General features: G+C 71.9%; 21 protein-coding genes and 1 pseudogene. 9 read left to right on the top strand and 13 right to left on the bottom strand.

Going from position 1 to position 21,627, the window contains the following annotated elements; genetic code table 11:
• Positions 1-13: 13 nt before the first annotated feature.
• Together OC490_RS31165 and OC490_RS31160 are read right to left on the bottom strand one after the other, a co-directional pair.
• Positions 14-1,081, bottom strand: a complete 1,068-nt coding sequence (locus OC490_RS31165; protein ID WP_262061357.1) for a GNAT family N-acetyltransferase — start codon at positions 1,079-1,081, stop codon at positions 14-16.
• Between the two features lie 65 nt (positions 1,082-1,146).
• The gene (locus OC490_RS31160) at positions 1,147-1,809 is read right to left on the bottom strand and encodes a hypothetical protein (protein ID WP_262061356.1); all 663 of its coding nucleotides are present in this window, start codon (positions 1,807-1,809) and stop codon (positions 1,147-1,149) included.
• Positions 1,810-1,853: 44 nt separating this feature from the next.
• On the opposite strand from OC490_RS31160, the pseudogene OC490_RS31155 reads away from it, so the two are divergent.
• Together OC490_RS31155 and OC490_RS31150 are read left to right on the top strand one after the other, a co-directional pair.
• A pseudogene (locus OC490_RS31155) lies at positions 1,854-2,574 on the top strand (maleylpyruvate isomerase family mycothiol-dependent enzyme).
• A gap of 124 nt (positions 2,575-2,698) precedes the next feature.
• Positions 2,699-3,388 (top strand): copper homeostasis protein CutC, encoded by a 690-nt coding sequence (locus OC490_RS31150; protein WP_262061355.1) that lies wholly within the window; start codon positions 2,699-2,701, stop codon positions 3,386-3,388.
• Positions 3,389-3,421: 33 nt separating this feature from the next.
• Here OC490_RS31150 and OC490_RS31145 read toward each other — a convergent pair whose 3' ends face one another.
• Positions 3,422-4,603, bottom strand: a complete 1,182-nt coding sequence (locus OC490_RS31145; RefSeq protein WP_262061354.1) for an MFS transporter — start codon at positions 4,601-4,603, stop codon at positions 3,422-3,424.
• Positions 4,604-4,719: 116 nt separating this feature from the next.
• Between OC490_RS31145 and OC490_RS31140 the strand changes: the two genes are divergently transcribed.
• Entirely contained in the window at positions 4,720-5,049 is a 330-nt protein-coding gene (locus OC490_RS31140; protein ID WP_262061353.1) for an ArsR/SmtB family transcription factor, read from the top strand.
• Here the strand turns inward: OC490_RS31140 and OC490_RS31135 are convergent.
• The gene (locus OC490_RS31135; protein WP_410099186.1) at positions 5,046-7,139 is read right to left on the bottom strand and encodes a HelD family protein; all 2,094 of its coding nucleotides are present in this window, start codon (positions 7,137-7,139) and stop codon (positions 5,046-5,048) included. The genes OC490_RS31140 and OC490_RS31135 overlap by 4 nt on opposite strands.
• Positions 7,140-7,429: 290 nt before the next feature.
• On the opposite strand from OC490_RS31135, the gene OC490_RS31130 reads away from it, so the two are divergent.
• Complete coding sequence (locus OC490_RS31130) at positions 7,430-7,612, top strand: hypothetical protein (RefSeq protein WP_086022036.1); 183 nt, start codon at positions 7,430-7,432, stop codon at positions 7,610-7,612.
• A 42-nt stretch (positions 7,613-7,654) separates the two neighbouring features.
• On the opposite strand, the gene OC490_RS31125 is transcribed toward OC490_RS31130, so the two are convergent.
• On the bottom strand, positions 7,655-9,298 hold the full coding sequence (locus OC490_RS31125) for a DNA repair helicase XPB (protein ID WP_262061352.1): 1,644 nt from the start codon (positions 9,296-9,298) through the stop codon (positions 7,655-7,657).
• Between the two features lie 86 nt (positions 9,299-9,384).
• Between OC490_RS31125 and OC490_RS31120 the strand changes: the two genes are divergently transcribed.
• Positions 9,385-9,900 (top strand): NUDIX hydrolase, encoded by a 516-nt coding sequence (locus OC490_RS31120; RefSeq protein ID WP_262061351.1) that lies wholly within the window; start codon positions 9,385-9,387, stop codon positions 9,898-9,900.
• A 52-nt stretch (positions 9,901-9,952) separates the two neighbouring features.
• On the opposite strand, the gene OC490_RS31115 is transcribed toward OC490_RS31120, so the two are convergent.
• The gene (locus OC490_RS31115; RefSeq protein WP_262061350.1) at positions 9,953-12,568 is read right to left on the bottom strand and encodes a helicase C-terminal domain-containing protein; all 2,616 of its coding nucleotides are present in this window, start codon (positions 12,566-12,568) and stop codon (positions 9,953-9,955) included.
• A gap of 130 nt (positions 12,569-12,698) precedes the next feature.
• Between OC490_RS31115 and OC490_RS31110 the strand changes: the two genes are divergently transcribed.
• On the top strand, positions 12,699-13,691 hold the full coding sequence (locus tag OC490_RS31110; protein WP_262061349.1) for a hypothetical protein: 993 nt from the start codon (positions 12,699-12,701) through the stop codon (positions 13,689-13,691).
• A 53-nt stretch (positions 13,692-13,744) separates the two neighbouring features.
• A complete protein-coding gene (locus OC490_RS31105; RefSeq protein WP_262061348.1) occupies positions 13,745-14,398 on the top strand; it encodes an HAD family hydrolase in 654 nt (217 codons plus the stop codon).
• On the opposite strand, the gene OC490_RS31100 is transcribed toward OC490_RS31105, so the two are convergent.
• Positions 14,377-14,625, bottom strand: a complete 249-nt coding sequence (locus OC490_RS31100; protein ID WP_043673562.1) for a hypothetical protein — start codon at positions 14,623-14,625, stop codon at positions 14,377-14,379. The genes OC490_RS31105 and OC490_RS31100 overlap by 22 nt on opposite strands.
• A 138-nt stretch (positions 14,626-14,763) precedes the next feature.
• Here OC490_RS31100 and OC490_RS49420 point away from each other — a divergent pair, with 138 nt between their 5' ends.
• A complete protein-coding gene (locus OC490_RS49420; RefSeq protein WP_019072514.1) occupies positions 14,764-15,147 on the top strand; it encodes a cold-shock protein in 384 nt (127 codons plus the stop codon).
• A 136-nt stretch (positions 15,148-15,283) separates the two neighbouring features.
• Here the strand turns inward: OC490_RS49420 and OC490_RS31090 are convergent, their stop codons facing one another.
• From OC490_RS31090 to OC490_RS31075, 4 genes are all read right to left on the bottom strand, one after another.
• A complete protein-coding gene (locus tag OC490_RS31090) occupies positions 15,284-16,150 on the bottom strand; it encodes a 1,4-dihydroxy-6-naphthoate synthase (protein ID WP_262061347.1) in 867 nt (288 codons plus the stop codon).
• Complete coding sequence (locus tag OC490_RS31085; protein ID WP_262061346.1) at positions 16,147-16,836, bottom strand: futalosine hydrolase; 690 nt, start codon at positions 16,834-16,836, stop codon at positions 16,147-16,149. The genes OC490_RS31090 and OC490_RS31085 overlap by 4 nt, the downstream gene beginning before the upstream one ends.
• Complete coding sequence (locus tag OC490_RS31080) at positions 16,806-17,270, bottom strand: DUF2771 domain-containing protein (protein ID WP_262061345.1); 465 nt, start codon at positions 17,268-17,270, stop codon at positions 16,806-16,808. Before OC490_RS31080 ends, OC490_RS31085 begins: the two co-directional genes overlap by 31 nt.
• Before the next feature lie 207 nt (positions 17,271-17,477).
• Entirely contained in the window at positions 17,478-18,902 is a 1,425-nt protein-coding gene (locus OC490_RS31075) for an MFS transporter (protein ID WP_262061344.1), read from the bottom strand.
• 400 nt (positions 18,903-19,302) lie between these two features.
• Between OC490_RS31075 and OC490_RS31070 the strand changes: the two genes are divergently transcribed.
• A complete protein-coding gene (locus tag OC490_RS31070) occupies positions 19,303-20,229 on the top strand; it encodes a DUF3027 domain-containing protein (protein WP_262061343.1) in 927 nt (308 codons plus the stop codon).
• Positions 20,230-20,387: 158 nt separating this feature from the next.
• Here OC490_RS31070 and OC490_RS31065 read toward each other — a convergent pair whose 3' ends face one another.
• The gene (locus OC490_RS31065; RefSeq protein WP_262061342.1) at positions 20,388-20,735 is read right to left on the bottom strand and encodes a hypothetical protein; all 348 of its coding nucleotides are present in this window, start codon (positions 20,733-20,735) and stop codon (positions 20,388-20,390) included.
• Positions 20,736-20,802: 67 nt separating this feature from the next.
• Positions 20,803-21,627 (bottom strand): helix-turn-helix domain-containing protein (locus OC490_RS31060; RefSeq protein ID WP_262061341.1); only part of this gene is annotated, 825 nt, incomplete at its 5' end.

Genomic DNA, 21,627 nt, shown 5'->3' with positions numbered 1-21,627 from the left:
TCGAGTTGGCCGGTCAGTCGCCGAGTTCGTAGGTCAGCTCGTCGGCGTCCTCTCCCACCTGCTTGAAGCCCACGCGTGAAACCACCGCCTGGGAGGCGAGGTTGTCGCGTTCGACGGTCGCGAGGACGGTGCGCACGTCGTCCCGTGCCAGGGCCCAGCCGGTCAGCGCGCGCAGCGCCTCCGTCGCGTAGCCCTGGCCGCGCGCGCCCTCCACCAGGTCGTAGCCGACCTCCACGCGGCCCTCCTCGTCGGGGATGCCGTGGAAGCCGATGCCGCCGATCGCGCGGCCGTCCTCGTGGCGGACGAGGGCGAACACCCCGAACTCCGGGCGGTGCAGGCCTGCTTGGTACGCCTTCGTCATGAAGGTCGCGGCCTCACGGGTGCCCTGGAAGGGGCCGCCGTCGATCCACTCGAAGCCGCCTTCGCCGCCGGCGGCCAGGTCGGCGGCGGCTGCCGGGTGGACGCCGTCCAGGATGAGGCGTTCGGTGGGCAGGACGAGGTTGTTGCGCCAGCGCCACTCGGTGACGGGGGTGCGGCCGGGGAGGTCGCCGCGGCCGGTCGCCCAGAGCAGGGTGCGCCAGGGATCGGCGCCGGGGCGGACGTGCGGGAAGATCCGGGTGAGGACGAACTCGGCCAGTTTCCGGGCCGGTTGGTAGGCCAGCCCCAGGCCCTCGGCGATGTCGTGGGTGTGCAGCAGCACCTCGGCGGTGCCCATCGCGGCGAAGCCCTCGCGGTTGGCGCTGCGGAACGGGTACGGGTGGAAGGCGCGCACCTCGCGAGGGGTGGTACGGACAGTGGTGGCGAGGAGGGTGCCGGTCGCCCGGATCACGTCCAGGACACCGGAGTTGTCGGTGCCGTCGTCGAGGGCGATCTTGAAGGGGAGGTAGGCGTGCTGTGCGCGCCCGGCCAACTGGCCCGCGTACGTGATGAGATCACTGGCGATGTACAGGGCGGTGAAGCGGCAACTGCACTCCAGGCGGCCGGCCTTCACGTCTTCCCAGTCCCGGTCCGTCGCCGTGCTCAGCAGCGCGAGACAACTTGCTACGGCCTCTTCCAGCTGTGGTGCGCCCGTGGTCCCCATGCCGGGGAGCATACGGGCCGCGCCCCGCGACCCGCCGTGAAAAAATCGTTCACCACTCGCCGTCCTCACCCGGCACTCGGGTCCGCCGAGCCCAGCAGTGCCAGTTCTCCCGTCAGGTTGTAGCGTGCCGTCGCCTCCCACTCCGCCGCCCCGTGCGGAGTCATGAACAGCCTTGGGAGGGTGAGGAGTTGGCGCAGGATCGCTGAACGGCCCTCTCGGAAGGCGTCGTTGGGGACGAAGTGGTACTCCTCGCGGACGGCGGCCGTGTACGCGGCGTACGCCGACGGCGGTGCGGCCAGGATCGCGAGGTCCGCGTCGCACAGGACCATGCCGTTGCGGTCGTCGTCGGCGGGCGCGTGGGTGACGGTGAGCCGGACCAGGCGGGCGACCTCGGCCGTCTTCGCGTCCGGCACCCCGGCCTCGGGCAGCGCCCGCTCGGCCAGCCGCGCCGACCGCTCCTCGTTCTCGGACCGGTCGGGGAGGTAGACCGCGTCGTGGAACCAGGCCGCGAGCCGTACGACGTCCGGGTCGTCGGCGTACTGCTCCAGCACGTCGATGTGGTCCAGGACCGCCGTGAGGTGGGTGAGCGTGTGGTAGTGCCGCTGCGGTTCCCGCCACCGGGTGAGGAGGTTCTCCGCGTACGGCAGCGGGTCGGGTCCGCCGCCTGGCGCCCGGGCTCCTTCGAGAGCACGGGTCCAGCGGGCGCGAAGGGCGTCTAGATCGGCCATGGTCCTTATTTTCCTCCCGCGGCCTCGCCCCTAGCGTGGAACCCATGACTTACGCCGACACGACACACGACGTACGTGATCCCGAACTGCCCGGACGGCTCCTCGCCGGCGAGCGCGACGCGCTGATCCCGCTGCTGCGTTCCCGCGCCGAGGAGGACTTCGCGCTGGCGACCGCCGCGTGTCCGGGCTGGACCGTGCGGGACGTGCTCGCGCACTGCTCGTCCGCGCTGATCCGGGTGGTGGAGCGCCGGTTCGAGGAGGGGGTGTTCTCGCCGGAGGCCAACGACCGGGACATCGCCGAGCGCGCCGACTGGAGCAACGCGCGGGTCCTCGACGAACTGGAGCGCGGGATGACCGAGGCCGGTGCGGTGATCGCCCGCGCGGGCGGGGGCCTGGACGCGGTCGCGTTCGGGTGGGGGTCCCCCCACGCCCTTTAGGCAGTGGGGGAGGGTGCACGCGGGCGACGTACGGGACACGCTCGGCGAGCCCGGGGCCTATGGGGGCGAAAGGCTGGGGTCCGCTCTAACCCTTCTCGGCCTTGTGACCCGTCAGAGAGGCCGCCAGCCTCTCCACGCCGACCTCGACGACCGGGACGATCCGCTGCGGCTGGGCGATGTGTCGGGCGAACGGACCCCGGCCCGGTACATCGGCGACGCGCCCACGCTCGTACGGCTGTACTCGGGGCGCCCGGTGCCGGACGGGACGGTGTACGAGCTGGCGGGGGCGGAGCCGGCCGAACTGAACATCTTCGGCTCATGGCCGTAGACCGCTGTTCGCCCGTCGTCATTCACCGTTCGCGGGGGCGATCTCGCGGCCCCCGGTCCGCCCGCGTACCCTGAGATTGGACTAGACCTGTAGCCGCTCCAGGGAACACGACGGAAGGGGTCCTATGAGCACGCGTGCAGTCCTGGAGGTGATCGCCCTCGGCGCCGAGGACGCGATCGCCGCCCAGGCCGGAGGCGCGGACCGCCTCGAAGTGGTCACCGACATCGCGGCCGACGGACTGACCCCGCCGGTCGAGACCTTCGCCGCGATCCGTGCCGCCGTGGACATCGACCTGCGCGTGATGATCCGCCTCGCGGACGGCTTCGCCGCGGGCGACGTGCACCGCCTGGTACGGGTCGCCGGGGAGCTGCGGACCGCCGGCGCCGACCAGTTCGTGCTCGGGTTCCTCGACCCGGACGGCGGGGTCGACCTGGACGCGGTGGAACGCGTCGTCGCCGAACTGGACGGCTGTGCCTGGACGTTCCACCGCGCGATCGACCGCGCCGCCGACCGCGACGCCCTCCGCAAGCAGCTCGCGGACCTGCCCGGCCTCGACACCTACCTCACCGCCGGCTCGGCCGACGGCGTCGACGACGGCCTCCCCGCCCTGCTCCGCGAGGCGGCCCTGCACGGCGAACCCGGCTACGAACAGCGCATCCTGGTCGGCGGCGGCCTCCGCCTGGACCACGTCCCCACCCTGCGCGCCGCCGGGGTCGACGCCTTCCACATCGGCGGGGCGGCCCGGCCGGAGGGCTGGGGGCGGCCGGTGTCGGCGGCGGCGGTGGCGGAGTGGCGGGCGGCGCTCGGCGGCTGAGGCGGTGCCCACCGCTTCCCGCCGCGCACGCTCTCAAGTGCGCGCCGGTACCGGGGTGTTGGCGGACACCTGCGGCTGCGGTGCCGGCCGGGTCGTCAGGGCCGCGACGACCGTCGCCAGCAGGGCGAGTCCCGCCCCCGCCAGCAGGAACCAGCGGTCGCCGAACAGGCTCAGCGCCAGGCTGCCCGTGCCGCCCGCTGCGGCCATGCCCAGGTAGAGGGCGCTGCTGTTGAGGGAGATCAGCACGGGTGCGTTGGCGGGGCCGAGCGCGGTGACGCGGGTGATCTGGGCGACCATGATGGACCAGCCGAACACCGGGGCGAGCGCGGAGGCGGCGAGCGCGGTCGGCATCGTGCGCAGCGTCCACGGGGAGGCTGCCGCCAGCGCCACGTAGGCCGTGCTGGCCGACAGGATCACCACCCGCGGCCCCCACCTGTCGATCACCCGCCCGCTCACCGTCGAGCCCACGACCGCCGCGCAGCCGGACACCAGGAGCAGCAGGGTCAGCCTGTCCTGGGAGCCCTGGGTCGCCGGGTGGGTGGCCACCGTGTAGTAGATGTACGTCGTCTGGAAGGCCAGGAAGACCAGGAAGGTGGTGCCGGCCGCGCCCAGCACCCGCCGGTCGGCCAGCGGGGCGAACCGCGCCCGCAGGCCCAACGAGGCGGCGGGCTGCGGGAGTTCGGGCAGCAGCACGGCGAGCCCCACGAACGCGGCCACCCCGAGCCCGGTCACCAGCCACATCGTGAGCCGCCAGTCCGTACGGCCGATCCAGGTGCCCAGCGGCACCCCGAGCGCGGTCGCGACCGTCAGCCCGCCCATCACCACCGCGATCGCCCGCCCGCGCCGCTCGGCCGGCACCAGGGTCGTCGCCACGGCGTTCGCGGTGGGGGTGTAGAGGGCGGCTCCTACGGCGGCCAGCACGCGGGTCGCCAGCAGGGCGTCGTACGAAGGGGCAAGCGCCGTAAGGGCGTTGGCGGCGCTGAAGACGGCGAGCGCCGTGAGCAGGGCGCGGCGGCGCGGCCAGCGCGCGGTGACCGTGGCCAGGACGGGGGCGAGGACGCCGTAGGACAGAGCGAAGACGGTGACCATCTGGCCGGCGACCGAGATGGAGACGTCCAGATCGCGGGCGACGAGCGGCAGGATGCCGGCCGTCACCATGCCGTCGGTTCCGACGGCGAAGGTTCCGAGGGCGAGCAGGAGCAGGCGTAGGCGCACGGGTCCCCCAGGTGCGTCCGGCGCAGGACTGCGCAACGGTTTGACGTTGGTCAAACAATAGAGACTGTTGGATGATTGTCAAACGGTACGGAGATGGTACGGAGAGGGATGCGCGCGTGAGCGAGGCGGAGAACGAGTGGCTGCCGCAGCCGGACGTCGAGGACATCGAGCTGGTCAAGGTGTTGCAGGCGCTCGGTGACCCGGTGCGGCTGTGGCTGCTGAAGGTGTACTCGACGGGGAAGCAGTTCAGCTGTGCGCCCGAGGCGCTGGGCGTCGCCCATCTGCACAAGTCGACCGTCTCGCACCACTTGAAGATCATGCGAGAGGCCGGGCTCACCTCGACCCGGGCCGTCGGCCGCAACCGCTATGTGCAGCTGCGGCGGGACGACCTGGACGCGAGGTTCCCCGGCCTCCTGGACTCCCTGCTGAAGTCCCTGCCCGACTAGGCGAGTTGGGGCGGCAGAGGGGCCGCGTGCGTGACGATCAGGCCCGACACCGCTCGGGTCAGGGAGACGTACAGGCGGCGCAGGCCGGTGCGTTCGTCCGGTTCGCCGTCGACCACGGCCTGCGGCTCGTCCAGGACCACGTAGTCGTACTCCAGGCCCTTCGCGAGCGAGGCCGGGACCAGGGTCAGACGGGTGTCCACGGTGGTCTCCTCGCCCGGGTCGATGTAGCCGATGCCCGCCGCCGTCAGGGCCTCCGCCAGTTCGGGGACACGGGCGTCCGCCGCGATCAGGCCCGTCGACCCCTCGTTGCGCAGCAACTCCTCGCAGGCGGCTACCACTTCGGCCGTTCCGCCGGTCTCGCGGAGGTCGAAGAAGCCCGGGTTCTCACGGACCGAGGCGACCGGGGTCAGGCCCGGTGCGATGTGGGGGAGCAGCCGGGAGGCGTAGGTGATGACGTCCGTAGGTACGCGGAAACCGGCCGTCAACTCCTCGATCACACCGTCCGACTTGCCGAGATGGGCCAGCGCCTCGTCCCAACTCCGCGTCGCCCAGGGCGTGGTGCCCTGCGCCAGGTCGCCGAGGACGGTCGCGGAACCGGTGGTGCAGCGGCGGCCCACCGCCCGGTACTGCATCGGGGAGAGGTCCTGCGCCTCGTCGAGCACCACATGCCCGAGCGAGTGCGTCCGCTGGACGATGTCGGTCGCCTCGTCGATCAACACGGCGTCCGCGGCCGACCACTTGGCGGCCTTCACACTGCGCACGGCCCGTTTCCCAGGTCCGGGCTGTGACCAGAGGATCGTCTTCTGTTCGTCCTCGTCGAGGATTCCGTCCGCGTGGGCGGCGAGGAAGTCCGCGTCCGTGAGCAGCCGCAGCACCAGCTTCTCCGGTTCGACCGGCGGCCACACCGCCTTGACGGCCGCCTTCACCGCCGCGTTGCGCGCCACGGCGTCCTGCACCCGGTCGTCCGGCGCCTCCCCCGACCGCTCCATCTGCACCAGCACGGCATGCGCGATGCGCTGCGGCAGGGCCTCGCGGGCGGCGCCGTAGCGGATGTCGCGGTCGAGCAACTCCCGCACGATGTCTTCCAGTTCGTACGCCGGGACCCGCCAGCGGCGCGAGCCGCGCACCACCATCACCGGCTCGGCCGGGATGCTCACGTGGGAGTAGACGGCCCTGCGCAGGACCTCCGCCATCCGTGCATCGCCCTTGATGACCGCGGCCGGTGCCTCGTCCGTGCCGCGCACCTCGACATGGGCGACCAGGTCGTCGACCGTGCCCTGGCGGACCGTCAACTCGCCCAGCGCGGGCAGCACTTGCTCGATGTAGTGGAGGAAGGACTTGTTCGGCCCGATGACGAGGGTGCCGGTGCGGGCCAGCCGCTCGCGGTGGGCGTAGAGGAGGTAGGCGACGCGGTGCAGGCCGACGGCGGTCTTCCCGGTGCCCGGCCCGCCCTGCACGCACACCGTGCCGCCCAGCCCGCTGCGTACGATCTCGTCCTGCTCGGGCTGGATGGTGGCGACGATGTCGCGCATCGGGCCGACGCGCGGCCGTTCGATCTCCTGCTGGAGCAGTTTGCTGGTGGCGGCGGCCTCGGCCGGGTCCATGAGGTGCTCGTCCTCGTACGCCGTGAGGTCGCCGCCCGTGTACCCGAAGCGGCGGCGCAGCGAGATGTCCTGCGGGTCCTTCTTCGACGCCCGGTAGAACGGCTGCGAGACCGGCGCCCGCCAGTCGATGACCATCGGGTCGCCGTCGCCGTCGTGCACATGCCGGCGCCCGATGTAGAACTGCTCGCCCCCCGCGCCCTCCGCCTGCTCGGCGCCGGGTGCGTGCAGGTAGTTGAGGCGGCCGAAGAACAGCGGGGTGTCGCTGAGGTCGGCCAGCGCCTTGATGCGCTCGTCGATCTGGCGGGCCAGGACCTCGGCGTTGACCCAGTTCGCGGAGACGTCCTTGATGTCGAGGGACTCGACGTCCTCGCGCATGGCGCGCAGCGCGGAACGGGAGGAGGCGAGGTGGGAGCGTTCGCGGGCGAGGGGATCGTCGAGCGAGGCGTCGAGGGGATCGCCGACGGGGTCGGCGGCGGGCGTGGACAAGGGGGTGCCTCCGGAGGGCCTGCTGGTGCGGCTGCTGGGTGCGTGCTCGGTGGATGCCGGCCGGTTTCCGTCCGGGCGGCGGCACTCCCTGCGGGGAGGCGGGCAAGAGCGGAGAGTTTAGTGACGCGGGCCCGGTGAGGGCCAATCGTTTTCCGTCCCCCTGCGTCCCCTAGGGGACGACCCCTCCACCCGGCGGGGGAACGGGTCAGCCCGGAGGCGTACACGGGCGGCTTTGAGGTTGGCTCTCTGGGCCGATGCCGACCTTATGTCCCAAGACGCACCATGGATTCATGAGCGCAGCAACCATCCACCCGGTCCCCGTCCGCCCGTCCGGTGCCACACCGGCCACGGGTGGCAGCCACCCCCATCGCCTCGGCAATGCCCTGCGCGCCATAAAAGTGTTCGCGGGCGCCGCGTTCAGCGTGGTCGTCCTCGGAGAGTACGGCGAGGAAGCGGGCATACGCCGTAAGTGACTCCGGGGCCACTTACGGCGACCGCTTACGGCTTTCCCGGGCTCAGCTCTCCGCGAGGATCTCGTCCGCGTCCATGATCCGGTACGCGTAACCCTGTTCCGCCAGGAAGCGCTGGCGGTGGGCGGCGAAGTCCTGGTCGATCGTGTCGCGGGCGACGACCGAGTAGAAGTGGGCCTTGTGGCCGTCGGCCTTGGGGCGCAGGACACGGCCGAGGCGCTGGGCCTCCTCCTGGCGGGAGCCGAAGGTGCCGGAGACCTGGATGGCCACGGTCGCCTCGGGCAGGTCGATCGAGAAGTTGGCGACCTTGGAGACGACGAGGACGCTGATCTCGCCCTCGCGGAAGGCACCGAAGAGCTTCTCCCGCTGGGCGTTGGACGTCTCACCCTTGATCACCGGCGCGTTCAAGTGCTCGCCCAGCTCGTCGAGTTGGTCGATGTACTGACCGATGACAAGGATCTGCTGACCGGCGAACCGGCGCACGATCGCCTCCGTGACCTTCCGCTTCGTCGCGGTGGTCGCACAGAAGCGGTACTTCTCCTCGGTCTCGGCGGTGGCGTACGCGAGCCGCTCGGATTCCGTGAGGTTGACGCGCACTTCCACACAGTCGGCGGGCGCGATGTAGCCCTGCGCCTCGATCTCCTTCCAGGGCGCGTCGAACCGCTTCGGCCCGATGAGGGAGAACACGTCCGACTCCCGGCCGTCCTCGCGGACGAGTGTCGCCGTCAGACCGAGGCGGCGCCGGGCCTGGAGGTCGGCGGTGAACTTGAAGACGGGCGCGGGCAGCAGGTGCACCTCGTCGTAGAGGATCAGCCCCCAGTCGCGGGAGTCGAAGAGTTCCAGGTGGGGGTAGATGCCCTTCCGCCTGGTCGTCAGCACCTGGTAGGTCGCGATGGTGACGGGCCGGATCTCCTTCCGGGTCCCGCTGTACTCGCCGATCTCCTCCTCGGTCAGGGAGGTCCGCTTGATCAGCTCGTGCTTCCACTGCCGGGCGGAGACGGTGTTGGTGACGAGGATGAGCGTGGTCGACTTGGCCTGCGCCATGGCGCCCGCGCCGACGAGGGTCTTCCCCGCCCCACAGGGCAGCACGACGACACCGCTGCCACCGTGCCAGAAGTTCTCCACGGCCTGCTTCTGGTAGGGCCGCAGCGCCCAGCCGTTCTCGTCCAGCTCGATCGCGTGCGCCTCGCCGTCGACGTAGCCGGCAAGGTCCTCCGCCGGCCAGCCCAGCTTCAGCAACACCTGCTTGATCTGCCCGCGCTCGGAGGGGTGCACGGCCACGGTGTCGGGGTCGAGCCGGTTGCCGACCAGCGGGGCGATCCGCTTCGAGCGCAGGATCTCCTCCAGCACCGGCCGGTCGGTGGTCGTGAGGACGAGCCCGTGCGCGGGGTGCTTGGAGAGCGTGAGCCTGCCGTAGCGGTCCATGGTCTCGGCGATGTCCACCAGCAGCGCGTGCGGCACGGGATACCGGCTGTACTCGACCAGCGCGTCCACGACCTGCTCGGCGTCGTGCCCGGCGGCCCGCGCGTTCCACAGCCCGAGCGGTGTCACCCGGTAGGTGTGGATGTGCTCGGGCGCCCGCTCCAGCTCGGCGAACGGCGCGATGGCGCGCCGGCAGTCGTCGGCTCGCTCGTGATCGACCTCAAGAAGCAGGGTCTTGTCGGACTGGACGATGAGGGGGCCATTCACGTACGTACACATCCCTTCCGCACGGCCAAACGTCAAGTGTGCACTACCGGCCGATGATCACGGCCGGGCTCTGTGAGGGTGGGGCCATGGGAGAACTGGTGGAACGGGTGGACGAGCACGACCGGACAGTCGGCACGGTGGACCGGGGCGAGGCCATCGCGCACCACTGGCTGCACCGGGTCGCGACGACTGTGTGCCGGGACGGGGCGGGCCGGGTCCTGGTGCACCGGCGGGCGGCGGACATGTCCCGGTTCCCGGGGCAGTACAACTTCCTGGTCGGCGGCGCCGCGGAGGTCGGGGAGACCTACGAGGAGGCGGCGGCCCGTGAACTCACCGAGGAACTCGGGGTGGTGGCGCCGGTCCGGTTCGCCTTCAAGTACCTGTGCCGGGGCGAGATCAGCCCGTACTGGATGGGCGTCCATGAAGCGGTCGTCCGTACGGACATCAGCCCCGACCCGGCCGAGATCGCCTGGCACGCGTGGGTCACGGAGGGCGAGTTGCGGGAGATGGCCCGGCGTCCGACGTTCGTGGCGGACGCCGTTGGCGCGCTGGAGCGCTATCTGAGCCGAGGGGAGGCGGCCGGGGCGGACACCCTTCTCTGAAAAAGTGTGACGCTTCTGAGCGAAAGTGACACACTTTTTCAGACCCACCCCCCTACCCCTCCGCCAGCTCCGCGACCCCCGTCACCCGGTGCAGCGGATACGTCCGTACCTCGTCCGCCGTGTGGTCGTACGCCGTGACGAAGCCGCCCTCCACGCGGATCGGCGCGATGACGCGCTGGCTGGCGGAGCCCTCGGCGTTGACGTAGCCGATCCAGAGGGCGGTGCCGGTGAGGACGGCGGCCTGCATCGTGGCGAGGGTCTCGGCGGAGCCGGTGCGGGGGAGTTCACCGGCCGGGGCCGGGGTCGTCGACGGTTTCAGCGGGGTGGTGGAGGCGCGGTCGCCCGCCCTGATCGCGCGGATCGCCGCCGACAGGAGGGTCGTGTCCGGGGTCGGCGGGCCGTCCGGCACGGGCTCAGGAGCCGTGCGGGGCGGGGTGCGGTGGGCATGGGCACGGGTGATGACGACATCGCCGTCCGCGGACTCGGCGGCAGGCGCGAAGCCCATCGCGCGCAGCCCGTCCAGGAGCGCCGCCGGATCGGCCTGCGCCGCCAGCACGGTCGGCGCGAGGCGGCGCAGACGCAGGCCCGCCGAGCGTTTGTCCGCGAGGATCTCGCTGAGCACCGCGTCGTCGTCGCAGCGCACATACGCCGAGGCCGCGCCGATCCGCAGATGACCGTGTCTGCGGGCCACGTCGTCGATCAGATAGGCGAGGGGCTGCGGGACAGGCGTACGGGAGTGCGCGGTGAGGAAGTCGTGCAGGTCGGAGGCCGAGCGGCCGGCGTCCAGGGCGCGGCGCACCGAGCCCGGTGTGAAGCGGTAGACCGTGGCACCGCCCTTCGACTCCACGTCCGCGAGCACGTCCAGCACATCGGCCAACGGCCGTTGCAACGGGCCCGGGGCCACCGCCGTCAGATCCGCCTGCAGCAGGACATGGTCCAACGGCTCGGGCAGCAGCGGAGCGAGCAGCCGGGCAGCGGCGGCACTCGCCACGGCCTGCTCGGCCGGGGAGAGCGGCTCGGGGGGAGTGGGTGTGCGGTGGTGGACGGGGAGCTTGTCACCGGCGCCGGAAGGCGAGGCGGAGGAGGCCGCGGAGGCGGAGGAGGCCGCGTGACCGGACACACCGCCCGTCGCCCGCCCGGCACCCGCCGACGCGCCCTTCGCCGCCGAGCCACCCGCCGCCGCCCCCAGCAACGCCCGCCCCTGCCCCGACAGGGCGCCCCGCCCCGTCACGCCCAGCAGCTCGGCCTCGTTCAGGGTCCAGCGGGCCAGGCGGCTGCGCAGGTCGTCGTCGGACTGGGGCGCCGCACCGACCGTCCCCCGCAGCGGCCGTTCCCAGCGCAGCCGGGCCAGCACCGATTCCGCGGACGGCGAGGTGCCCTCGGGAAGCGCGGCGAGCAGGGTGAGCACCCGGTGCCGTACCTCCGGGGCGGCCGAGCGGTCCAGGCCGGGGCCCAGTGCCGACAGCGTGCGCTCCTTCGCGTCCCGACCGCCGACCAGCCCGGACGTCCGGGTCGCCGTCAGCCAGGTCTCCGCGAGGTGCGTCCAGCGCTGCGCGGCGGGCTGCTCCAGCCACTCGTCGTAGGCCGGGGTCGCCGCATACCGTTCGTCCGCCTCGCCGTCGGACGCCAACAGGCCCGCGGCGTAGGCGAGTTCGACCCAGAACGCGGCGACCGGCTCCGCCAGGTCCAGCGCGACGGCGGTCCGCTTCAGGTCGCGGATGCTGAGGCCACCGGCCCGCAGCACGGCCGGCCCGCCTTCGTCCCAGTCCTTCAGCAGCTCCTCGACGGTCGCCAGCGCGGTGTACGCCTGCCCGGCCGCCGCCGCGTCCACGACCTGTGGACGGTGCGTCGCCTTCGCCTCGACCGGCGGCGCCACCGGCTCCGTCTCCCGGTGCGCCCGCCCGGCCCGCAGATACAGGGCCACCTCACGCGGCAGTACGACCGTGCCGGGCGCCGTCGGCAGCAGCAGACCCCGGTCGATGAGCCAGCGCAGCCGGGCCGCCGGGTCGGCCGTCACCTGCCCGTACGGCGGCCCCCAGACCAGCCGGTTCAGCACCTCCAGGGACTCCTCCGGGGCGCCGGCCAGCAGCGTCTTCATCCGCCGCCGGGCCGTGAACAGCTTGGTGAGCGCGGCCACCGCGGACACCGGGTCATGCGTGGAGGGCAGGCCCGCCGCCGTCACGATCTCCTGGATCCGGCCCGGCGACATGCCCGCCGTCGCCTCCGCGACCGTAGGACCGAGCCCGGTCGGCGACGGATGCTGCGGCGCCGGCGCCAGCAGCTCACGCGCCGTCCGCACCAGCCGCAGCCGGTCCTCCGCACCCCACACCAACGCCTGCTCGCGCAGCGCCGCGACGGCACGCGGCAGCGCGTTCACCACCGCCGGATCGCGCACGTCGCCCGCCATCAGCCCGAGCAGCTCGTCGTACGGCGCCGGGTCCGCCGCCACGGCCAGCGCCTGAGCCGTCTGCAGCGTGAAACGGTCCAGCCGCTCCAGCGCCCGCACCACCGAAGCGCGCGTACCGGCCCTGGTCGCGAGCTGGGTGAGATCGGTGGGCACGGGCGTGATGAGGTCGGGGCGGCTGCGCAGCAGCGCGGCCAGGGAGGCGTCGTCCCTGGTTCGGAGTGCCTCCGCGAGCGAACGGGGCGGCGTGGCCGGAGTGCTCATCCGACCCACGGTAGCGGGTGGGTGTGACCGTGGGGGAGCGTGCACGACGTGAGGTTCCCGGCACCGGGCCCGCTGGCGGTAACGTCTGTCACCACGGGGTATCCAACGCACCCGCCCCGGAGGGGACTTCGTGGGTATCGAGAGCGACCAGGTCGTCTACGAGTATCTGAGCCGCGTCGGTGACGTCGCGCAGCAACGCCAGCTGCCCTCGGTCACCCGGATGCGGCTGGTGTCGGAGCTGCGCAACGAGATCGACCGGCGCCGCGCCGGAGCCACCGCCGACACTCCCGCCGCCGTCCAGCGCATCCTGAAGGGCCTCGGCACCCCGGACGAGGTCGTCGCCGCGGCCGGCACCGGCGCCGGTGTCCCCCGGGCGCCGTCCACCTCCGTACCCGTACAGCGCGACCACGAGGACGATCTGCGGCCCAAGGGCCTGCGCCGGGTCGTACCGCGACCGCGCCCCACCAAGGCCGCCCCCGCACCGGAACCCGACAACTCCGCCGCCCCACCGCACCTCGCGAGCGCGGCCGAGCTCGGCGACAGCGTGCTGCAGCCGGACTGGTGGCGGGTGGCGGGCAACGGGTTCGCGCTCGGTGACGGCGTGCCCGGGTTCACCGGCGGGGGGGAGATCCCGGAACTGCTCAAGCCCCCGCCGCCGAAAGAGACTCCGAAGGAGCTGACGAAGGAACCGGCGAAGGAACCGGAACCGGTGACCGCGCCGGTCGTCGAGCAGGCACCGGAAGCCCCCGCCCGCCGGCGCCGCGTCGTCCCCCGCCTCCCCACCGGAGGCTGGTCCAACCCCCTCCTCCTGATCGCCGCCGCACTGCTCGTCGTGGGCGCCGTACTCGGCAACTGGTTCGCGCTGCTGCTGGGTTGGCTCATCGCGTACGCCTCCCGGCGGCTGACCGACGCGGAGACGAAGTGGGCGGTGATCGGTATGCCGACGGCGGCCGTCGTGGCCGGGATCGTCTGGCTCTGGGGCCGCAACGACGGCCGCTGGGGCACCCCGGTCGCCCAGGGCCACATGAACGACGCCATCTCCCAGACCTGGCCGTGGGTGGTGCGGGGCGCGGCCGTCGCGTCGGCGCTGTTCCTGGTGTGGCGCTCACAACGGCAGCGGTAGACCGGCCGGTGGGGCCGGCGGGGTTGTCGTAGGCACTGGGCACAATGGCCCATATGACCTCGCGCGCTCAGCACTCCGCCCCGCCCGCCCTGCCCGCCCCGACCGTCGGCTTCGACCTCGACATGACCCTCATCGACTCCCGGCCCGGCATCCACGCCTGCTATCTGGCGCTGGCGGAGCGGACGGGGACGTACATCGACGCCGATCTGGCGATCACCCGGCTCGGGCCGCCGCTCGCCGACGAGTTGATCAACTGGTTCCCGGCGGACCAGGTGCCCGCCATGTCCGACCTGTACCGCGGGATGTACCCGTCGATCGCCATCGCCGCGACCCCCGCGATGCCCGGCGCCCGCGAGGCGATAGCGGCCGTACACGGGGCCGGTGGGCGGGCGGTCGTCGTCACCGCGAAGTACGAGCCCAACGCGAAACTGCACCTCGCGCACCTCGGCATCGACGCCGACGCGGTGATCGGCGATCTGTGGGCCGAGCGGAAGGCGGAGGCGCTGCGCGAGGAGGGCGCGAGCGTCTACGTCGGCGACCACGTCGGGGACGTGCGCGGTGCCCGCGGCGCCGACGCCCTGTCGGTCGGGGTCGCGACCGGGCCGTGCGATACGGAGGAGTTGCGGACGGCCGGTGCGGATGTTGTGCTCGGCGATCTCACCGAGTTCCCCCGATGGCTTTCGGACTACCTCGTGGCACGCGCCTGACGGCGGCCGGCGGCCACGGACTGGAGTACGCCGGCCGCGGCGAGCAGGAATCCGACGCCCATGAGCATGCTCAAGAGGTACATGTACGTCGGAAAAGGCGTCGTGTGGAGCAGTAGCGGTACCACGGTGACGAGTGTGGCCACCGCACCGACGAAGAAGACGATGGCACCGGCACGGATCAGTCGGTCACCGGCCACGGCGGAATTCGTTTGGGTTTTGTCACGCACTCGACCAGGGTAGTTCCCTGCGCACAGGAACAGTCCGGCGACGTCTTGTCACCGGCCTGAAGACCATTAGCCTTGGTACCGGCAGTTCCCCAGCGTTTTCCGAGCAGTTTTCCGACGAGTACGAGGACGAGGACAGACGTGCCCACCGGCAAGGTCAAGTGGTTCAACAGTGAGAAGGGCTTCGGCTTTCTCTCCCGCGACGACGGCGGCGACGTCTTCGTCCATTCCTCGGTACTGCCGGCCGGAGTTGACGCCCTGAAGCCCGGACAGCGCGTGGAGTTCGGGGTCGTCGCCGGTCAGCGCGGCGACCAGGCACTCTCGGTCACGCTGCTCGACCCGACCCCCTCGGTCGCGGCGGCCCAGCGCAAGAAGCCGGACGAACTGGCCTCCATCGTCCAGGATTTGACGACCCTCCTCGAAAACATCACCCCGATGCTGGAGAAGGGCCGCTACCCCGACAAGGCCTCCGGCGGCAAGATCGCGGGCCTGCTGCGGGCGGTGGCGGACCAGTTGGACGTGTAGATGTCCGGGAGATTCAGCGTGCGGGGTCTTCTTGGCGCGGGCCGGTCATATCCAGCCCGTCCGGCGTTTGAGGACGAGGCCCCTTCAGGGCCGATGGGGGTCTGGGGGCGCAGCCCCCAGGGACGGCACCACCGAATCAGGGAAACGTGAGCGCGTCCGGCCCCAGCGCAGGCACCAGCCCCTCGGCCGCCGCACGCGTCAACAGCCCCCGGATCGCGGCATATCCGTCCTCGCCGAGGTCGGCGGTGAACTCGTTGACGTACAGGCCGATGTGCTGGTCGGCGACGGACGGGTCCATCTCCTGGGCGTGTGCCATGACGTACGGGCGGGAGGCCTCGGGGTCGTCCCAGGCGGCGCGGACGGACGACCGGACCGAGTCGGCGAGCAGGTTCAACTGCGCCTCGCCCAGGGACCGTTTGGCGATGATCGCGCCCAGCGGGATCGGCAGCCCCGTCGTGTTCTCCCAGTGCTCGCCCATGTCCGCGAGCTTGTGCAGCCCGTAGTTCTGGTACGTGAAGCGCGCCTCGTGGATGACGAGCCCCGCGTCGACCTTCCCGTCCCGCACGGCCGGCATGATCTCGTGGAACGGCATGACGACGATCTCGCCCACCCCGCCCGGGACCGTGTCCGCCGCCCAGAGCCGGAACAGCAGATACGCGGTCGACCGCTCGCTCGGCACGGCGACCGTACGGCCCGTCAGATCCCCCGGCTCGCGGGTGAGGACCAGCGGCCCGCACCCCCGCCCCAGCGCGCCCCCGCAGGGCAGCAGCGCGTACTCGTCGAGCACGTACGGCAGCACGGCGTACGACACCTTCAGCACATCCAACTCACCGCGCTCGGCCATGCCGTTGGTGATGTCGATGTCCGCGAAGGTCACGTCGAGCACGGGCGCGCCCGGCACCCGGCCGTGCGCCCACGCGTCGAAGACGAAGGTGTCGTTGGGGCAGGGGGAGTAGGCGATCTGCAAAGGCTGGGTCTGCAGAGGCTCGGTCGAAGGGGTCATACCTGTTCCCAACTCTCCAGTACGGGTGCGCACTTCCCGAATCCCTCGGTCAGGGCCGCGAGCGCGTCGCCGATGCGCCAGGCGGCGCGGTCGCGCGGGCCGACGGGGTTGGAGACCGCGCGCAGTTCCAGGACGGGGATGCCGTGGGCGACGGCCGCCTCGGCCACGCCGAAGCCCTCCATCGCCTCCGCGAGGGCCCGGGGGTGGCGGGCGCGGAGTTCCGTGGCACGGGCGGCCGTACCGGTCACCGTGGACACGGTCAGTACGGTTCCGGCGCGGGCGCCGGTCGCGGTCGCCAGCGCTCGTACGAGTGCGGCCGGCGGACGGTGGGTGACGGTGCCGAAGCCCAGTTCGGTGACCGGGAGAAACCCGTCGGCGGTCTCCGCGCCCAGGTCGGCGACGGTGATCTCGTCGGCGATCACCAGGGAGCCGACGGGTGCCTCGGGCTGGAAACCGCCGCCGATCCCGGCGGAGACGACGAGGTCGTACGGGGTGCCGCGGGTGCCGGCGAGGGCGGTCGCGGTGGCGGCGGCAGCGGCGGCCGGACCCACCCCGACGGCGAGGACATCCCACATGGGGCCGGTCAACGCCTGTGCCACCGCGTCCCGTTCGACCGGGACGGCGGTGGCGACAAGGATGCGTGGGGACGACGTGGTCAGGAGTCCTTCTTGAACCTGAAGGACCACAGGCCCTTGACCGTCTTGTCGCCCTCCTTGATGGAGACGACGGTCGAGTTGCCGGTCGCGCCGTACTGGGTGTTGAAGAACACGCTGCCCGGGATCGTCCGGTAGGTCTTCTTGCTGGAGTCGGTCAGCGGCTGACCGTTCATCAGGATCGTCCAGCCGTTGTCGGCGATCTTCGGGTCGACACCGAAGCGCACGGTCTCGTCCGGGTCGACCGAGATCGACGTGGAGGCCTTCAGGCACTTCGCCAGGTCCGCGGTCTTCACCGCGTCGCCGTCGTTGTAGCAGGTGGCCTCCGTGTGGACCGAGTTCCTCCCGACGGTGATCGTCGAGATCGGCGTCGGCTTGTCGCACGCCGACAGGACGAGCAGTCCGGCGGAAACGGCGCCGGCGGCGGCGACGGCGCGGCGGCGTCGCACAGCGGATTGCATGGTCATGGAGCGAAGGCTATCGGGCCCGTCCAGTCCTCCCCCCACGTGGGGTGCGGCGTGCCGGGCCGGGACCGAGGGTTAGGCCACTCGCGGGCGTCCGCCGCCACTGTGCCGGGTGATCTCGGGTCAGGCCACTCGCGGGCGTTCGGTTCCGTGCCGGGTGGTGCGGGTCGGCCACTCGTGGGTGTTCGCTGCGGTACCGGGTGCTGTGGGTCAGGCGACTCGCGGGCGCCCGCCGGTCCCGTGCCGTGCCGAGGAGAGCAGGCCGCGCAGGGTGGTCAGCCAGCCCAGGGCGATCACCGCGGCGGCGAGGGTGAAGCCGAGGGCGCCGTTCAGCGGCATCACGATGCCGATCGCGCCGCCCAGCACCCAGGCCATCTGGAGCATCGTCTCCGAGCGCGCGAACGCCGACGTGCGCACCAGCTCGGGCACGTCCCGCTGGATCAGCGCGTCCAGGGACAGCTTGGCCAGCGCCTGGCAGAACCCGGCCATCGCGGCGAGACACGCCACCAGGACGGCGCCGAAGAAGATCGCGGCGGTGATCGCGGAGCCCAGGACCAGCGCGACGACGGTCACGATGATGAGTTCCGGCGCCCGCTGCCGCAGCCCGGATCCCACGGCCGTACCGAGCGCGTTGCCGACACCCGCCGACACCGCGACTATGCCCAGCGACACGGCCGCGCTCTGCCCGGTCATCGGATGCTCGCGCAGCAGGAACGCGAGGAAGAACGTCAGGAAGCCGGAGAGCCAGCGCAGCGCCGCGTTGGCGCCGAGCGCGTGGGTCACGGCGATGCCGACCGTGCGCAGCCCCGGCCGCTTGACCTCCTTGGGATGCGGGCCGTGCAGATGGTTCTCGTCGGCCGCGAGGAGCGCCGTGTCCTCGCCCTTGGCGGAGTCGACCTTGGGGTCCAGGAAGAAGCACAGGACCGTACCCGCCACGAAGATCACGAAGGCGCCGTAGAGCGGCCAGGGGTCGCCGACGGCGTGCAGGCCGCCCGCGATCGGGGCGGCGACACCCGTGGCGAGGAGCCCGGCGAGGGTGACTCTGGAATTCGCCTTCACCAGGGAGATGCGGGGTGGCAGCAGCCGGGGCACCACGGCGCTTCTGACGACGCCGTACGCCTTCGAGGCGACCAGGGCACCCAGGGCGGCCGGATACAGCTCCAGGCTGCCGCTGGCGACCGCGCCGGAGATGATCAGCGCGAGGAGGGCACGGGCCAGCATCGCGGCGGCCATCGCGGCGCGGCGCCCGTGCGGAAGCTTGTCGAGAAGGGGCCCGATCACCGGCGCGAGAACAGTGAAAGGCGCCATCGTGATCGCGAGATACAGGGCGACCCGCCCCCGCGCCTCATCGGTCGGCACGGAGAAAAAGACGGTCGACGCGAGAGCGACGGTGATCATGACATCGCCGGCGCCGTTCACCGCGTGCAGCTCGATCAGCCGGCCGAGGCCCGACTCGCCCGCGCCGTGCGCATGGGTCGCCTTGCGGATTCCCCGGGCCGTACCGGTGACGGGGAAGTGCAGGGCACGACCCATCGCGCGGACGGAGCCGCCGACCCGGCCCGAACCGCCACCTCGGATGTTCCCCTTGGCTCCACCGACACCGGTGGCACCTTGGGGCGACCTCGCGGCTGCCACCCCGTCATAGTGCCCCGAGAACGGCGCGAGTAGTGCCGTTACCGCACGTATGGCGGCTTGCTGGGGTGGATTCAGTGTTGTTGCACAGGTCTTCGGCCGGCGGTTGCACAGGTCTCGGTTTGATCGCCGCGCAGCGCCCAAGGGGCCGTCGGTGTGGGCGCATGGCCCGGGAGAAGGTAGCGTGCGTAGCGCGCCGTGGCGATTGTTCTCGGCCGCGCGCCTCTCGGCCATCCCGCAGAATGGATGGCGTAGGCGTGCCCGAGCGCGATCGGGCGCGGACGTCGACGCGGCCCTCCACCAGTGCCCCCAAGGGCCTGGTACATGTCTTTCAGCCGCTCCGTCCGCTCCCTTCGCCGCAACAGGCGCACCCGTGAGACGGCGTAGGAGAGAAGCGATACCTGTGAGCGCAGCGACCACGCGAAGCCGCACCCCCGACCGCCTGTGCGCCGAGGCCGTCGACCTCGCCCGTGCCGCAGCCGAGGAGGCCGCCGCGCCCGGCGTGGTCGGCGAACACGCGGGCTTCGAATCCGAGGGCGACCGGGTGGTCACGCACTTCTTCGAGTGCAAGGAGTTCGGCTACCGGGGCTGGCGCTGGGCGGTGACGGTCGCGAGGGCGTCCCGCGCGAAACTGATCACCCTGGACGAGGTCGTCCTGCTCCCCGGCCCCGACTCCCTCCTGGCCCCCGAATGGGTCCCGTGGAGCGAACGCCTGCGCCCCGGCGACATGGGCCCCGGCGACCTGCTCCCCACGGACGCCGAGGACCTGCGCCTGGAGCCCGGCTACACCGGCGAGGACGAGCCCCCGCCGAACTCCGCGGTCTCCGAGGAGATGGCGGAACTGGTCGAGGCGGAGGACGCGGAGGTGACGGCGGGGACGCCGGCGACCCTCCCCGTGGCCCCCACCCGCGGCTCGATCGCGGCGGTGGCGGAGGAACTGGGCATCCGCCGCGCCCGGGTCCTCTCCCGCTACGGCCTGCACGTCGCCGCCGACCGCTGGGAGGACGGCTTCGGCTCCAAGACCCCGATGGCCCAGGCGGCCCCCGCGGCCTGCGTCAGCTGCGGCTTCCTGGTCGCCGTCGGCGGCTCCCTCGGCCAGGCCTTCGGCGTCTGCGCCAACGAGTTCTCCCCCGCCGACGGCCACGTCGTGTCCCTGTCCTACGGCTGCGGCGGCCACTCGGAAGCAGCCGTCATGCCCAAACCGCCCCAGCCCCCGGCCCCGGTGATCGACGAGACGATGGTCGACCCGTTCCCGCTGCGGCCTGCGGCGGACTCGGGGTCGGTGCCGGTGGGCGTGGACGAGGATTCGGCGGAGCTGGGGCACTCGTAGGGCTGGGAGTGCGCGGCGGGGACGGCTCAGAAGCCCAGATACGTGATCTGGACGACGTAGACGCGTTCACTGCGTCCTGCGTTCCACGGCGGCGAGGAAGTCTGCGGGAGCCGTTCGGGCGGCTTCTTCGGCGCCGAAGGCGTACTCCCATTTCCAGCTCACCCGCGAACAGCCTTCATTGCCTCGTCGAGGACCGCGTTCAGTTCCCCCAGGGCCTCCCTCGCCACGACCGGATCTTCGTGTTCCAGGTTGTTCTTCGCCTGGGCGTAGCGGCTGGACAGCTCTGGGCGGCGGGCGATCTCGATGTTCCTGGCCCAGATCAGGACCCAGCTCTGCACCGGGCTGAGGGACTGCCACTCGACCGCTTTGGCGAAGGCGTCGTCCTTCATGGCCTGCATCTCGTCCAGTTGGCCCGGAGCGACGACGGCAAGGGCAGCACGCAGGGCATCGGGAGTCAGCTCGGGACGGGGGATCAAGTCGTGCCCGTGGTCGGCCTGAGTGCTCATGGTGTCCTCCAGAGTGTGCCCCGGCCAGCGTAACGAGCCCGAGGTCGGAGAACAGGACACAAGGGTCTCAGGCGGCGGCAACGGCGGTGCGGCAGTCATGGCAATGTCCCGGGGTCGGTGCGCGGAATGCGCGGTCGCAGTTGTCGCAGTTCTGGAGGGGGTGTCGTACGGCTGGTGGTGGGCCCGGGGTGCGGAACGGTGGTGGGGGCGGGAGTTGGGCGTTCAGGCGGTGGGCGAGGAGGGCTGCTGGCCGTCGTAGTCCTTCGGGTGGGAGGTCTGTGGTGAGTGCGTGGCGTACGGCGGTGGGGGTGACGTCTCGCTCCAGCCAGGCTGCGACTCCTGGGGCGAGGTGGGCCGTGTCGCAGGCCGAGAGGAGGAGGTCGGGGCTGTGGCGGCGGAGGTCTGCGAGGAGGTCGGTGGCGGTCTGGAGGAGGGCGGGGGCCGGGTACGCGGGGCGCGGTACGGCGGGAAGCGGCTTGCGGGGTGCGCGTTCGCGCCGGGGCGCGGGTGCTTTCGGTGGCGTGTGGGGTTCCGTGTGGTCTCTACGGTCGCCGCCGGGCTGGTTGCAGGAGATTGTGCGGGTGATGATGCGGCCGTCGGGGACACGGTGCCGTTCGCGGCGGAGGTAGCCGTGGGTTTCCAGCTCCCGTAGCGCGGCGGCGATTCGGGTCGCGCCCTCCGGGAAACGGGCCGCGAGCGTCTTGATGTCGACGCGGGACCCTGCCGGGAGGGACTGGATGTAGACGCCGAGTCCGATGGCGAGGGCCGACAGTTTCGAGTGTTGGGCGAGGTGGTTGCCGATCACCGTGAAGCGGGTGGTGTGGCGGGAGTTGTCGTGTGTGAGACCGACTCCGGGTGCTGCCCGGTGCCGCTGGTTCGGGTGTTTGTCGGC

The organism is Streptomyces sp. STR69 (assembly GCF_024519455.1).
In the GTDB taxonomy this organism is placed as follows: Bacteria; Actinomycetota; Actinomycetes; order Streptomycetales; family Streptomycetaceae; genus Streptomyces.
Note: the sequence above shows the minus strand (reverse complement) of the source record. Positions and strands in the feature narration are given on the sequence as shown.

Coding starts and splice junctions, on each gene's coding strand:
- OC490_RS31150 (WP_262061355.1), top strand. CDS start 2,699: ATGAGCACGCGTGCAGTCCTGGAGGTGATCGCCCTCGGCGCCGAGGAC.
- OC490_RS31080 (WP_262061345.1), bottom strand. CDS start 17,270: ATGACCATGCAATCCGCTGTGCGACGCCGCCGCGCCGTCGCCGCCGCC.
- OC490_RS31120 (WP_262061351.1), top strand. CDS start 9,385: ATGGGAGAACTGGTGGAACGGGTGGACGAGCACGACCGGACAGTCGGC.
- OC490_RS31065 (WP_262061342.1), bottom strand. CDS start 20,735: ATGAGCACTCAGGCCGACCACGGGCACGACTTGATCCCCCGTCCCGAG.
- OC490_RS31160 (WP_262061356.1), bottom strand. CDS start 1,809: ATGGCCGATCTAGACGCCCTTCGCGCCCGCTGGACCCGTGCTCTCGAA.
- OC490_RS31115 (WP_262061350.1), bottom strand. CDS start 12,568: ATGAGCACTCCGGCCACGCCGCCCCGTTCGCTCGCGGAGGCACTCCGA.
- OC490_RS31105 (WP_262061348.1), top strand. CDS start 13,745: ATGACCTCGCGCGCTCAGCACTCCGCCCCGCCCGCCCTGCCCGCCCCG.
- OC490_RS31130 (WP_086022036.1), top strand. CDS start 7,430: ATGAGCGCAGCAACCATCCACCCGGTCCCCGTCCGCCCGTCCGGTGCC.
- OC490_RS31090 (WP_262061347.1), bottom strand. CDS start 16,150: ATGACCCCTTCGACCGAGCCTCTGCAGACCCAGCCTTTGCAGATCGCC.
- OC490_RS31165 (WP_262061357.1), bottom strand. CDS start 1,081: ATGGGGACCACGGGCGCACCACAGCTGGAAGAGGCCGTAGCAAGTTGT.